Source organism: Candidatus Rokuibacteriota bacterium (assembly GCA_016209385.1).
In the GTDB taxonomy this organism is placed as follows: domain Bacteria; phylum Methylomirabilota; class Methylomirabilia; order Rokubacteriales; family CSP1-6; genus JACQWB01.
Genome location: JACQWB010000033.1, coordinates 1 through 13,646 on the forward strand (window position 1 = coordinate 1; position 13,646 = coordinate 13,646).

Here is a 13,646-nt window from a genome sequence, read left to right on the forward strand (position 1 = left end):
CCACGGATATCAGCATGATCAACCGTCGCAGTTACAGGCTCCGTCTCTTCCGATGGTTCGAGCAACCACCATGAAGGAGGAACACGACCACCGCTCCTGGCGTCATCACCTACTTGACAGCGGAAGTCATATCAACGCCCGCCTTTACGAAGACCTCGCGCGGAAGAACGCGCACCTCAGCGTCCTGTTCGAGACGGCGCGGCAGGCCACCGCCAGCCTGAACCTCGCCGATATCCTGCCCCAGCTGGCCAAGTCGGCGCCCGAGCTGATAGGCGCCGATGCCAGCTCCATCCGCCTCCTGGATCGCTCAGGAACCCTCCTGGAGGCGGTGGCCCATCATGGGGTGAGCGAAGCCTTTGCCAACCGGGGACCAGTCCGGCCCGGTGAAGGGGTGATGGCGCTTGCCGTTCAGGATGGTCAAGCGGTGTTCGTGGAGGACCTGCAGCAAGAGCCGCGCTACGCATACCCGCAGGAAGCTCGGGCGGAGGGGCTCCGCTCCGCTGTTGTTGTAGCGCTTCGGTCCGGCGATCGGACCATCGGGACGCTGTCGGTCTACTATCGGGCCACTCACCGCTACACTGCGCAGGAGGTCGATCTCCTCGCTCAGTTCGCCAACCTGGCCGCCATCGCCATCGAGCGGTCACGCCTATTCGACGAGCTGAAGCGATCCTACGAGGAGGTCCAACACACTCAGGAGCAGCTCGTCCGGTCCGAGAAGTTCCGCGCCCTGGGCGAAATGGCGGGTGGGGTGGCGCACGACTTCAACAACCTCCTCACGGCCATCCTGGGGCGGACCCAGTACCTGCTCCTGCAGCTCGATGAGGGCGAGGTGCCTCCCAAGGAGGTCCGGCGAAACCTCACGGTGGTGGAGCGGGCGGCGCTGGATGGGGCCGAGACGGTGCGCCGGCTGCTGGAGTTCACACGCGCCACGCCACGACCGGGGGAGGCCGTGGCGGTGGATGTCAACGAGCTGCTTGTCCAGACCGTGGAGGTCTCTCGCCACCGGTGGAAAGACGAGGCCGAGGCCAAGGGCCACGAGATTCAGGTGGTGCTGGAAACCGGTGGGGTGCCGCCGGTAGCGGGGAACCCGGCCGAGCTTCGGGAAGTGCTGCTGAACCTCGTATTCAACGCCATCGACGCCATGCCCCACGGGGGCACGCTCACGCTGTCAAGCTGGACCGGCGATGGCGCGGTCTGTCTGGGAGTCAGGGATACAGGGGTCGGCATGTCGCCGGAAATCCGGCAGCGGATCTTCGACCCGTTCTTCACGACCAAGGGGCCGAAGTCGAGCGGGCTCGGCCTCAGCGCCTGCTACGGCATTATCCACCGCCACGAAGGAGAGATCACTGTGGAGAGCAAGGAAGGGCAGGGGACGACGTTCACGGTCAGGCTTCCGCTTCGGCCTGCGCCCCCGCCCCGAGCTGTGGAGACGCCTCGCGCTCAAGGGGGACGTCTGCGCATCCTGGTCGTGGACGATGAGGCCGACGTGCGGGAGACACTCCAGGACATCCTGGCGGCCGCTGGGCATGAGATGTGTGTGGCCGGAAGCGGAGCCGAGGGCCTGGAGACCTTGGAGCGCCAGCCTGTGGATGTGGTGCTCACCGACCTCGGGATGCCGGGCATGACCGGGTGGGAGGTGGCGGATCGGATCAAGGCCCGCTGGCCTCATCTGAAGGTGGCGCTCATCACGGGGTGGGGTGTCCGGATAGAGCCCGCGGAGCTGGAGACCCACGGCGTGGACTTCCTCATCGCCAAGCCGTTTCAGGTGAAGCAGATCCTCCGCACCGTCTCTGATATCGCCCAGCCCCGGGAATCGAGCGAACCCGCAGCGCGATTCCAGCTTCGGGTCGTCGGGGGGCAAGCCCGACCTGAGGCGAACCATGCGGAAGGTTGACACGAAGGAGGGGACGGTCTTGGATCTCAACCGGCCTACCGGCCGCGGGGCCCCCGTAGAGCGAGCGATGGTCCTGGTGGTGGAGGATGAGCCACGAGTGCGGGAAGTCGTCGAGGCACATCTGACGGCGCTGGGCTACTGTGTCGTGACCGCGGCCTCCGCGGAAGCCGCGCTCAAGCTCGTGGATCGGACCGTGCCGGACCTGGTCCTCACGGACGTCCACATGGGGGCGATGAGCGGCGTGGAGCTGTGCGCGCGTCTGAAGGCCGATCCCCGGTTTCAGCTCGTCCCTGTGATCCTGCTGACCGGGGTGGCCGATCTTCAGGCGCGCGTGGCCGGGCTGGCTGCGGGAGCTGACGACTTCTTCGCGAAGCCCTTCGATTTCGTCGAGTTGCAGACCCGGGTGGCGGCGCTCCTCCGGGTCAAGTCGCTCCTTGACCAGCTCGAGCGGGCGGAGAGCGTGATTACCACGCTCGCGTTGACCATCGAGGCCAGAGATCCCTACACCGGCGGACACTGCGAACGCCTCGCCCGGTACGCGGTGGCTCTGGGGCAGGCCCTTGGGGTGGACGAGCCGACGCTCAAAGCGCTCCGGTTAGGGGGCTACCTGCATGATCTGGGGAAAATCGCCGTCCCGGACGGGATTCTGCTCAAGCCCGGACCCCTGGACCGCGAGCAGCGGAAGCGGATTCAGGCCCACCCGGTCATGGGAGCCGATCTGATCCGAGGGCTCCGGACCCTGGACGGAGTCAGATCTATCGTCCACCATCACCATGAGCACTGGGATGGCTCGGGGTACCCTGACGGGCTCGCCGGCGAGGCGATCCCGCTCGGCGCCCGGATCATGGCGGCGGTGGATGTCTACGACGCGCTCCGCACCGCCAGACCGTACAAGGGTCCGCTCGCTCATGCCGAGGCGCTCTCGATCCTTCTCCGGGAGACGGATGCGGGGTTCTGGGACCCACGCGTCGCCACCACCTTCGTGGAGGTTCTTGAAGACTTCGGCGGCTGATGCCGCTCGCCATGACTTCGTTCGTAGCTTCCGGGCCCTCTACCAGCCCACCCCGTATTTCTTTGTTCCGCTCGCATCTGTCTTGAGCTAACCTGTCCACGGTCGGCCCGTAGTTCACGGACTAGCCTCATGAACCCAGAACGTGGCCACCAGACAGCGCCGGGGCCCCTGGCCCCGGCGGGGGGCGAGATCCTCGCCCTTTCAGAGGCGGTGCGCCTGCTTACCGGAACCCTCGATCTGTCCGAGGTCCTCCAACGGTTCACCGAGCTGGGTCAGGCCCGCCTCGGGGTGGACGTGGTACGGATCTGGCTCTGGGAAGGTGCGTCGGGCGAGGTTCACCTCAAGGCCCAGGCCGGCGTGACCCGGGAGCCCGGCGAGTACCGGATGAGCCTGAGGACCGGTGAGGGGTTGGTGGGCTGGATCGTCGAGCACCGGTTGCCTCTGGTTGTTCCCGACCTCAAAGTGGATCCCCGGCTCAGGAACCGCGCGTGGATGATGGCAGAGGGCCTCGTATCCTTCCTGGGGGTCCCGCTGCTGATCGAGGATGCGCCGGTGGGAATCCTGGCCGCGATGAGCCGCCAGCCGCGGGATTTTTCTCCCGAGGATGTGGCCCTGGCCGAGGCGCTCGCGGCGCCGGCTGCCATCGCGATCAGAAACGCTCGCCTCTACCACCAGGCGGAAGAGCGTGCCCGGAAGCTTACCGCGCTCAGCGCGCTGACCCGCCTCATCACCTCCGCCACTGACAGCCAGCAGGTGTTCCACGCTGTGGCACAGGCCGCGGCCACCCTCCTCGGGGCCAGGATGGCCCGTGTGTGGGTGGACGATCCCGCCAGCGGGGGGCTCCGAGCCCGGGTGAGCTTCGGCATCGACGCGATGGCCGAGCGATTCATGGTCGACCTTCCCACTATCCAGTACGGCCGGGGGGTGGTCGGGAGCGTCTTCGAGTCGCGCGTGGCCGAGTATGTCATCGACGTCCAGGAGGACCCGCGCTTCCTCGAGCCGCGTCTGGCCAAGGAAGCCGGGCTTCACGCGTTCGCCGCGCTCCCGCTGATCTCGGGCGAACGGGTCGTTGGGGTCCTCGCCATCCTCTTCGACGACCGGCGCCAGTTCGCCCCCGAGGAGAAAGAGCTGATGAGTCTCCTGGCGGACCAGGCGGCCATCGCCATCGGCAACGCCCAGCTCCTCCAGGAGCTGAGGACCGGCCAGGACCGCCTCGAGGCTCTGTTGCAGGTCAGCCGGCAGCTCTCGCGCATCCAAGCGCTGGAGTCGCTGCTCAGCGCCATCGCGGAAGCCTGCGGCCAGCTCCTCGATTCCAACTCGGTGGGCATCCGGCTCGTGGAAGGGAACGAGCTGATGCGCGTGGGGACCTGGGGCGATGCCAAGGAAGCGATGCCGGTGGAGCGGCTGAAGATCGGGGAGAGCCTCACGGGGATCGTCGCGGCGACCGGCGAGCCCCTCCTGGTCATGGACCCGGCGAACGATCCCCGGCTGATCCCCGAGCATCAGGAGGCCTACCGCCGCGTCGGCGCCCGGGCCTTCCTCGGGGTGCCGGTCAAGGTCGGCGAGCGGGTCGTGGGCGTGCTGAGCATCCGGACAAAGCGGGAGGAGGGCTTCTCGAGGGAGGATCTGGCGCTGGCCACGGCGTTCGCCTCCCAGGCGGCGGTCGCGCTCGAGAACGCGCGGCTCGTGAAGAGCCTCCAGCAGGCGGTCGATGACCTGAAGGCGGCGCAAGACCACCTGGTGCGGGGGGAGACGCTTCGCGCGGTGGGGGAGCTCGCGTCGGGGATGGCCCACCACCTGAACAACCTGCTCGCTGTGGTCCTCGGCCGCACCCAGCTTCTCCTCCGCAAGCTCGAAGACCCCGAGATGCGCCGGTCCCTGGAGATCGTCGAGCGCGCGGCGCTGGACGGTGCCGAAGTCGTCCGGCGGGTGCACGGCTTCGGCCGGATGCAGCCGGTCCTGGAGACCGGCCCGGTGGATCTGAACCACCTCGCCCGCGAGGTGCTGGAGCTGACCCGGCCGCTCTGGCAGGCTCAGGCCCAGGTCCGCGGCATTCAGATCCAGGCGGCTCTGGAGGCAGGGCCGATCCCGTCCGTGACCGGGGACCTCGGATCGCTGAGGGAGGTTTTCCTGAATCTCGTCTTCAACGCGATCGACGCGCTCCCCGAGGGCGGAAGGATCAGCGTGAAGACCCGGACCGCCGGCGGGCGCGTCCATTGCACCGTGGCGGACACCGGCGTCGGGATGTCCGAAGAGGTGCGGCAGCGGGTCATGGAGCCCTTCTTCACCACGAAGGGTCCGAAGAGCCGCGGGCTCGGGTTGAGCTTCACGTACGGGATCATCAAGCGCCACGGCGGAGAGATCGCGATCGAGAGCGGCCCGGGGAAGGGCACCGCGGTCACCATCAGCGTGCCGTTCGCCGCCGCGGCGCCTCCCCCACCCGCCGCGCCCCCGGCCCAGCCGTCCCCCGCCCGGATCCTGGTCATCGACGATGAGCCGGAGGTCCGGGCGATGCTGGCAGAGATCCTCGCCGGCCAGGGTCACACCGTGAGCGAAGCGGCCGACGGCGCCGAGGGGTTGTCCATGTTTCAGGCAGGCCGCCACGACCTGGTCTTCACCGACCTCGCGATGCCGGGGGCGAGTGGCTGGCAGGTGGCGGACCAGATCAAGGCCATCAGCCGCGGGACGCCGGTGATCCTCGTCACCGGCTGGTTGGATCAGCAGGAGCCGGCCACGTCCGAATCCCGGGACGTGGACCTCGTCCTGTTCAAGCCGTTCGAGACCGAACAGGTCGCGACCGTGGTGAGCCGCGCCCTCGCGCGGGCGCGCTGAGTCGGTCGGAGGGGGACACCCACGCCTTCGGCGTGGGTGCGCGCTCGAAGGGCGTCATTGCGACACCCCTTAGACTCCGAGAAAGATGCGCTTGACCTCCGCCGACTGGAGGAGGTCGCGCGCGGATCCCTCCAGGATCGTGCGACCGCTCTCGAGCACGTACCCCCGATGGGCCAGGCGGAGGGCCAGCTCGACATTCTGCTCGATGAAGAGCACCGTGATCCCGCGCTCGCTGATCTGCCTGATCACGTCTGAAATTTGTCGTACGATTGCGGGAGCCAGCCCGAGGAACGGCTCGTCGATCATCAGGCAAACGGGTTTGGCCATGAGCCCGCGGGCGATCGCCACCATCTGCTGCTCGCCGCCGGAGAGCGTGTGCGCCAGCTGGCGGGCGCGGGCCCTCAGGAACGGGAAGAGCCCCTCCACCCACTCGAGGTTTTCCGCGCGGTGCGGCTTCGCCGCCCTGTGGTACGCGCCGAGCCAGAGGTTCTGGCGGACGGTGAGGTGCGGGAAGAGCCGTCGGCGTTCCAGGACGTGTGCCAGCCCCTGGCCCACGATGGCATGGGGCGCGAGGCCGTCGATCCGTCGTCCCCTGAACTCCACCTGCCCGCTCGACGGGCGGATCAGGCCCGAGAGCGTGTTCATCAGCGTGGACTTGCCGGCGCCGTTGGGCCCCAGGAGGCAGACGATCTCGCCGTTGTCCACGCGGAGCCGGGCCTCCCACAAGACCTGGAAGTCCCCGTAGGCGACGTTGAGCCCCTCGGCCTGGAGCATCGCGCTCATGGTTCGGCGGCTCGAGGGTCGGCGAAGCCCCCCGCCGAGTTGGCATAGGCCTCGCCCAGGTACGCCTGGATGACGCGGCGGTCGCGCATGACCGCCTCGGGCGGGCCGTCAGCGATCACCTCTCCCAGGTGGAGGGCGACGATCCGCTGGGCCATCGCCATGATGACCCGCATGTTGTGCTCGATCACTACCAGCGAGGTTCCGCGCCGGTGCAGCTCCCGGATCAGCTCAACGAGGCCGGGGATCGTTGCCTGGTCCACGCCGCCGGTCACCTCGTCCAGGAGCAGGAGCCTCGGCTCTGTCGCCAGGGCCCGGGCGAGCTCGAGCCGTTTCCGCTGCCCCGTCGAGAGCGTGCGGGCGTGCGCATCGGCTTTGCCGCCCAACCCTACCCGGTCCAGGATCTCGAGCGCGCGAGTCCTGGCCTCTTTGACGGCCGGATACCTCTGGAGGGCGCCGACCATCACGTTTTCGAGCACCGTCATTCCCGAAAAGGGACGGAGCTTCTGGAATGTCCGCCCGACACCGAGGCGGCTCACCTGGTCCGGCCTGAGCCCGGTCAGTGGCTGGCCGTCGAGGCGGATCTCCCCGGCGTCGGGCTGGTAGAAGCCGGTGATTACGTCGAAGAGGGTGGACTTGCCGGCGCCGTTGGGCCCGATGATGCCGACGAGCTCTCCCGACGCCATCTCGAGGGAGACGTTCCGGTTGGCCGTCACGCCGCCGAAGCGCTTGGTGAGGCCGACTACCGAGAGCAGGCTCACGACGTGCGCCCCCACGGCCGGCGGAGCAGCGCGATCAGCCCTCCGGGCTGGACCACCGCGATCACCACGATCAGCCCGCCGTAAATCAAGAGGTCCAGCGCCTTCCCGCCACCGCCCAGGAGGACGCGCGTCCCCTCAGAGAGCGGCACCAGGACGGCGGCGCCCAGGAGCGGCCCCCAGAGCGTGCCCACGCCGCCCAGAACGGCGATCAGGCAGATCAGGATCGAGAGCGAGAGCGGGAAAACTGACTCCGGGTCGATGAAGAGGATGTACTGGGCGTAGAAGCTCCCGCCCAGGGCGGTGAGCATCGCCGAGATCCCCATGGCGAGCTGCTTGTAGCGCGTCACGTCGACCCCGAGGCTCGCCGCCGCCTCCTGGTCCTCCCGGATCGCGCGGAAGTAATAGCCGGCGCGGGAGCGCTCGAGGAGTCGTGCGAGGCCGAGGGCCAGCGCGAGGAAGGCGAGTGAGACGAAGTAGTAGTTCTGCTTCGACTCGTGGAACTGGAAGTGGACGAAGCGATCCGGACGCTGGAGGGGGACGAACAGCCCGCGCGCACCTCCCGCCCAGTCCCAGTTGATGAACAGCGTCTGGACGATCTCGCCAACGGCGATCGTGGCGATGGCGAAGTAGTGGCCGCGCAGCCGGAACACCGGAAAGCCGATGGCCTGGGAGACGAGGCCGGCCACGGCGGCCCCGGCGAGCATGCCGAGCCACGGCGTGAGAGCCGCGTGGCGCACGAGGAGCGTTGAGGTGTAGGCGCCGATGCCGAAGAAGACCGCGTGCCCGAGGGAGATCTGGCCGCAGTAGCCCGCCAGGATGTTCCATGCCTGCGCGAGCATGGCGTAGAGGAAGATGCTGATCATGACGTGGCGGGGGAAGGGCCGGGTGAAGACGAAGGGGAAGGCGAGGAGTGCTGCAAGCAGGGCGCTGGCCGCAAGCCACCGCACCGTCGTTCCGCGCGCCGGCCGGGCCATCAGCGTTCCCGCTCAGCTCGGGCCATCAGAATTTTCCGAAGAGGCCCTGCGGGCGCCAGAGGACCACGACCAGGTAGAGGAGGAAGACGATCGCGTACTTGAAAGCCGGGGCGATCAGAAGGCCTCCCAGCACCTCGACGAGCCCGACTGTGATGCCGCCGGCCAGCGTGGCAGGGACGTTTCCGAAGCCGCCCAGGGCGACCGCGACGTAGGCCAGGAGGGCGAAGGTCCCGCCCACGTCGGGGAAGATATAGAAGAAGGTGGTCAGGAGGCTGCCGGCGACCCCGACGCAGCCTGCGCCGATCCCCCAGCCCAGGGCGAACATCCGCTCCGTGTCGATCCCCATGAGCGAAGCAGCCTGACGGTCCTGGGCGGTCGCCTGGAGCGCGAGCCCGGTCTCGGTGCGGGTGATGAACCAGTAGAGGAAGCCGAAGGCGGCCAGGCAGGCGAGGCTGGCCATGAGCTGGGGGAGGCCGATGTAGAGCCCGGCGAGCGAGACGCGCCCCTTCACGAGCGGGTCCTGGATCAGCCTGAAGTCCACGCCCCAGAGGAACTGGGCCAGGCTCCGGAGGAAGACCGCCAGGCCGAAGGTGGCGAAGATCTGGGCCAGCATGGGGGCCTCGAGGATCCAGCGGATGACGCCCTTGTAAGTGAGCACCCCAAGCAGGAACAGGACCGCCGCGCTGAGCGGGAGCGAGAGGAGCGGGTCGAGCCGCCAGAGCGCCCACGACCAGAAGGCCGTGTACATGGCCAGCATGAGGAACTCGCCGTGGGCGAAGTTGACGATCTCCATCAGCCCGAAGATGAGCGAGAGCCCGGCGGCGATCAGGGCGTAGACGAAGCCCATCAGGAGGCCGCTGACGGCAGCCTGGAGGAGGACCTCGACGGTCACGGGAGCACGCCCTCGGCGGACGGGCGAGACCGGCGCGCAGTCACACCGCGATGAGCTTGAGCTGACAGTGCGGCTGAATCTCTCTGAAGTGCTGATCCAGAGACAGCAAGCGGCAATTGTATTCGAGGGCCACCGTCGCGATCATCGCGTCCACGGTCCCAACCGTAATTCCCTTCCTGGCAAGACGATAGCAGAGCTGCCCGGCTTTTCTGTAGAGAGAGTCGGAGACGGGGAGACGCTGAATCGTCTTGAACAGAATGTCAAGCGAGTCCAGCTCTGCCTGCCCTTTAGCTCCCCGATACAATTCCACCTCGATAAGGCCCGTGTAGCACGCCTCGCCGCGCCGAAGGAGCGCGGAGATGGTCTCACCCACGGGAGCTCGAAGGTTCCTGAAGAAATCCACCCAGACCGAAGTATCCACCAGGACCCTATCGGGCATGTCGGCCTCGTTCCCAGTGGCCAGTAAACTCCAGCTTGCCTCGACGGGCGATCAGTCGCTCGACGCGCCGCGCTCTGATATACTCCCGCAGCGCGGCGACGATTGTCGCCGTGCGGGTCTTTTCCTGGGAGAGCTTCATGGCCTCCGTGAGAAGGTCGTCTGGAAGGTTCACGGTCGTTCGCATCGGCAACTTCCACCCCGGTTCGATCATACATTTTATCTGGAAATGTATGTATCATCAACCTGAAAATGTATGATACGATGCGGCGTTGTGACCGTGCCCCGTAATGCGCTTCCCGTCTCCCCTCATCCCGGGCGTCGTGATTCGCCGCTACAAGCGGTTCCTGGCTGAAGTACGCCTCAGGGGCGGGCGCGTGGTCACCGCCCACTGTCCCAACTCGGGGAGCCTGATCGGATGCACGGCGCCAGGGAGCGCGGTCCTTCTCTCCCATCATCCCGCCCAGGGGCGGCGCCTTACGTACACGTGGGAGATGATTCGCGTGGGGCGCGTCTGGGTCGGCGTCAACACCATGCACCCGAACCGACTCGTCGAGGAGGCGATCGCGCGCGGCGTGATCGAGGAGCTCCAGGGCTACGATCGGATCAGGCGCGAGGTGAGGATCAACCCGCGGAGCCGGCTCGACCTCTGCCTCGAGCGGGGGGACGAGCGCTGCTACGTCGAGGTGAAGAGCGTGACCCTGAGGCTCGACGGAATCGCGGCGTTCCCCGATGCGGTCACCGAGCGCGGGACGAAGCACGTGAAGGAGCTGATCCGCCTCAGGCGGCGAGGGCACCGCGCCGCGCTCGTGTTCGTCGTCCAGCGCGGCGACTGCATCGCCTTCCGCCCCGCCGACGAGATCGATCCGGTCTATGGCCGCTGGCTCCGCCGCGCCCACCGAGCAGGCGTCGGGATCCTCGCCTACCGCGCCCGGGTCACGCCGCGGGAGATCACCCTGAGCCGCCGCCTTCCCCTGGTGCTGTAGCCCACCCGGTCACTTCCGTTCAGACCACTTCGGGATCGGGTAGAGGACGTCCCGCGTGGCGAAGTCGAAGGGGTAGACGGTGTGGTACTTGCCGCCCCGGAGCTGGAGGATGATCCCCTTGACGCCGGTGTTCTGCCCGGTCTCGTCAAAGCGAATGTTCTCCCACGTCATGATGAGCTGGTCGCCGGGGATGTGGGTGGCGGCCAGCGCCTTCCGGATCGCCTCCGGGTCGGTGGAACCGGCCCGGTTGATCGCGTCGAGGAGCGTCATCATCCCGGTGAAGGCGCGCGCCGGGAAGTCGTAGAGCTCCTTGCCGGCCCGCTTCTTGTAGTGCTCGTTGAGCGCCTTGGCCACGGGCCGCCTGGCGATCAGGTCGGTCGAGAACGGCGCCCGGGTCATGGTCCCCTCGGCCTCCTTTCCCACGGCCTGAATGAAGTCGGGCGAGATGTGGCCCGCGTTCTGCGCCATGATCATCCTCGGGTTATAGTCCAGCTCCTGGGAGTGCTTGACGAAGAGGATGGCGTCGGTCTGGTACGAGGTCGGCATCCAGACGTCGGGGCTCGCAGCCTTGAGCTTCTGCACCTCGGCCACGAGCGAGGTGGACCGGGCGCGGTACTGGAGGTCCACCACGACCTCGTAGCCGTACTTCTTCGCCAGCTCCCTCATCACCTTGCCGCTGTCCACGCCGAAGAGCGTGTCCTCGTAGGTGATGCCCAGGGTCTTGAGCTTCATCCCCCGCTTCTTCTCGAGGTCCCGGAAGAAGTCGAACATGACCTGGGTGAAGTGTTCGTCGTGCGGGGAGGTCCGGAAGAACCACTTGAAGCCGCGGCGGGTCAGTCCCGGGGAGGAGGACTCGGGGTTGAGGAAGGGGATCCCGAATCGCTCGGCGACCTGGCTCGCCGTCGCCGTCACGGCGCTGTGCCACGAGCCGACCAGCGCGTGGACCTTCTCCTGGGTGATGAGGCGCTCGGCCTCGGCCTGGCCCACATCGGGCTTGCCCTGGTGGTCCGTGAAGATCAGCCGGATCTTGGCGCCCTTGAGCCCCGGCATCCCTCTGAGCCGCTGGTAGAAGGGGAACGCGATGTCCGCCTCCCCGTTGGCGATGTCGCGCGCCAGCTCGAAGACGGCTTTGTTGTCCACACCGGCCTGGGCCGCCGGGCCCGACATCGGGTAGATGACGCCGATGACGACCTCCTTGGGCTGGGCGGTGGCGGGAACGGCTGCGAGCCCGAGCAGCAGTACGAGGGAGCACGCGATCCGCAACGGTTTCATGGGAACCTCCTGGTGAGACGTGTCGTGGGGTTTGCGGGGGAATTCTATCGGCCGGTGCAGGGAGATGTCAAGGCGCGCGGGTGACGTAGCCCGCCTCGGCATCGCGCCGGGCCAGCTCGGGATCCCGCTGCGCCGGCTCGCCGTAGCCGCCGCCCCCGGGCAGCCGGATCTCGACGCGCGTCTCGGGCCCGAGGATCTGCTCGGCCTTCGGATTGTCCGGCCGCCCGCCATTGATCCACACTTCGCCGGGTGCGCCCGCGCCGGCCGCGAAGAAGCCCTGGGCGGCAGTCCGTGTCCGGTCGCAGAGGATCGAGCAGACGAACGGCTCGCGCGTCCTGACCCTGAACGCGATCGTCTGCCCCAGGCCGCCCCGGTACTTTCCCCGGCCGCCGGAATCGGGCCTGAGCTCCTTCTTCTCGACGAGGAGCGGGGAGAGGGACTCGATGACCTCCACGGGCGTGCCGAGGACGCCCGAGGGGAAGGCCGTGGCCGAGAGCCCGTCCTTCGTCGCGCGGGCCCCGGTCCCGCCGGAGGTGAAGAAGATGTACGTGAACGGCGCCCCGCTCAGGTCCTTGCCGGCGACCTGGACCCCCCAGATGTTGGCCGAGCCCTCGGCCATGACGCGATCGGGGAGCGCCTGGGCGAGGGCGCCCGCCACCGCGTGGGGGAGGAAGTGGCCCACCACGTGGCGCGCGGCCACCGGCGCCGGGTGCCGCGCGTTCAGGATGGAGCCTTCGGGAGCGATGATCCGGAGCGGGCGGAAGGCGCCTTCGTTGTTGGGGACATCCGGGCTCACGATCACCTTGACGCCGTAGGTGGTGTAGGCCTGGGTGTAGTTCAGGACCACGTTGATCCCGCGCCGGCTCTCGGGCGAGGAGCCCGTGTAGTCGATCCACAGCTCGTCGCCGCAGACCTCGCAGCGGACCTTGATCGTGATCGGGGCGTCGAAGCCGTCCGAGGTGATGGTGTACTCGTAGGCGCCGGGCCTGAGCCGCCGGATCGCCTCGCGCATCGCCCGCTCGGTCCTGCCGATGATCTCGTCGGCGAGCGGTTCGAGCCGAGAAAGTCCGAACTCCCCCATGAACTCGAGGAGCCGCTGACCACCCACGTCACCGCCGGCGACCTGGGCGTGAAAGTCTCCCAGGACCAGATCGGGCACGCGCGTGTTGGCCTGGATCAGCCGGATCAGGCTCTCGTTGGGCTTCCCGGCCTCGTAGAGCTTCATGATAGGGATGAAGAACCCTTCCTCGTAGACCTCGCGCGCCTCGGCCGAGAGGACATGGCCGCCGATGTCGGCCGTATGGCAGGTGGAGGCGAAGAAGGCGACCAGGTCGTCGCCCCGGAAGATCGGGGAGCAGACGGTCACGTCGTTGAGGTGGCCGGAGGTCTTCCACGGATCGTTCGTGATCAGGACGTCGCCCCGGAAGAGCGTCTCGATCGGATAGGCATCCACGAAGTGGCGCATGGCCAGCGCCATGGAGTTGATGTGGCCCGGTGTGCCCGTCACGGCCTGGGCGACCATGAAGCCGCGGCGGTCGAAGACCCCGGCGGAGAGGTCGCCGGCCTCGCGCACGACGGAGGTGAAGCTGGTCCGCTGGAGCGCTGCCGCCTGCTCGTTCACGACGCCGATCAGCCGGTTCCAGCAGACTTCGAGCGTGACCGGATCGAAGCTCATGGTGCTCATTGGGATCCTTGCCGGCCTCTCCGCTGCCTGACGTCTCGTTACCCTCGAAGATCGACGACCAGCGTCAGATGCCGATCCACGCGGCAGCGGCCGCCGGGCGCGATGACGCAGGTGGCCTCGCGC

The 13,646-nt window shown here is 67.8% G+C and carries 12 protein-coding genes; 4 read left to right on the forward strand and 8 right to left on the reverse strand.

Going from position 1 to position 13,646, the window contains the following annotated elements; translation table 11 throughout:
- The first annotated feature begins 70 nt into the window (after positions 1 to 70).
- From HY726_02220 to HY726_02230, 3 genes are all read left to right on the forward strand, one after another.
- Entirely contained in the window at positions 71 to 1,894 is a 1,824-nt protein-coding gene (locus HY726_02220) for a response regulator (protein ID MBI4607807.1), read from the forward strand.
- Positions 1,881 to 2,906, forward strand: a complete 1,026-nt coding sequence (locus HY726_02225) for a response regulator (protein ID MBI4607808.1) — start codon at positions 1,881 to 1,883, stop codon at positions 2,904 to 2,906. Before HY726_02220 ends, HY726_02225 begins: the two co-directional genes overlap by 14 nt.
- Before the next feature lie 129 nt (positions 2,907 to 3,035).
- The gene (locus tag HY726_02230; GenBank protein ID MBI4607809.1) at positions 3,036 to 5,738 is read left to right on the forward strand and encodes a GAF domain-containing protein; all 2,703 of its coding nucleotides are present in this window, start codon (positions 3,036 to 3,038) and stop codon (positions 5,736 to 5,738) included.
- Between the two features lie 69 nt (positions 5,739 to 5,807).
- Here HY726_02230 and HY726_02235 read toward each other — a convergent pair whose 3' ends face one another.
- The 6 genes from HY726_02235 to HY726_02260 are packed head-to-tail and all read right to left on the reverse strand — an operon-like array spanning position 5,808 to position 9,768.
- The gene (locus HY726_02235; GenBank protein MBI4607810.1) at positions 5,808 to 6,512 is read right to left on the reverse strand and encodes an ABC transporter ATP-binding protein; all 705 of its coding nucleotides are present in this window, start codon (positions 6,510 to 6,512) and stop codon (positions 5,808 to 5,810) included.
- Between the two features lie 5 nt (positions 6,513 to 6,517).
- Entirely contained in the window at positions 6,518 to 7,279 is a 762-nt protein-coding gene (locus tag HY726_02240) for an ABC transporter ATP-binding protein (protein MBI4607811.1), read from the reverse strand.
- The gene (locus HY726_02245; GenBank protein MBI4607812.1) at positions 7,276 to 8,253 is read right to left on the reverse strand and encodes a branched-chain amino acid ABC transporter permease; all 978 of its coding nucleotides are present in this window, start codon (positions 8,251 to 8,253) and stop codon (positions 7,276 to 7,278) included. Before HY726_02245 ends, HY726_02240 begins: the two co-directional genes overlap by 4 nt.
- A gap of 25 nt (positions 8,254 to 8,278) precedes the next feature.
- Positions 8,279 to 9,145 (reverse strand): branched-chain amino acid ABC transporter permease, encoded by an 867-nt coding sequence (locus tag HY726_02250; GenBank protein ID MBI4607813.1) that lies wholly within the window; start codon positions 9,143 to 9,145, stop codon positions 8,279 to 8,281.
- Positions 9,146 to 9,185: 40 nt separating this feature from the next.
- Positions 9,186 to 9,584, reverse strand: a complete 399-nt coding sequence (locus HY726_02255) for a PIN domain-containing protein (GenBank protein MBI4607814.1) — start codon at positions 9,582 to 9,584, stop codon at positions 9,186 to 9,188.
- Positions 9,574 to 9,768, reverse strand: a complete 195-nt coding sequence (locus tag HY726_02260; protein ID MBI4607815.1) for a type II toxin-antitoxin system VapB family antitoxin — start codon at positions 9,766 to 9,768, stop codon at positions 9,574 to 9,576. Before HY726_02260 ends, HY726_02255 begins: the two co-directional genes overlap by 11 nt.
- A 103-nt stretch (positions 9,769 to 9,871) precedes the next feature.
- Here HY726_02260 and sfsA point away from each other — a divergent pair, with 103 nt between their 5' ends.
- Positions 9,872 to 10,567, forward strand: coding sequence for a DNA/RNA nuclease SfsA (gene sfsA, locus HY726_02265; GenBank protein ID MBI4607816.1), 696 nt, complete (start codon positions 9,872 to 9,874; stop codon positions 10,565 to 10,567).
- A gap of 9 nt (positions 10,568 to 10,576) precedes the next feature.
- On the opposite strand, the gene HY726_02270 is transcribed toward sfsA, so the two are convergent.
- Together HY726_02270 and HY726_02275 are read right to left on the reverse strand one after the other, a co-directional pair.
- Positions 10,577 to 11,839, reverse strand: a complete 1,263-nt coding sequence (locus HY726_02270; GenBank protein ID MBI4607817.1) for an ABC transporter substrate-binding protein — start codon at positions 11,837 to 11,839, stop codon at positions 10,577 to 10,579.
- Between the two features lie 67 nt (positions 11,840 to 11,906).
- Positions 11,907 to 13,523, reverse strand: a complete 1,617-nt coding sequence (locus HY726_02275) for a hydantoinase B/oxoprolinase family protein (protein ID MBI4607818.1) — start codon at positions 13,521 to 13,523, stop codon at positions 11,907 to 11,909.
- Positions 13,524 to 13,646: the final 123 nt, after the last annotated feature.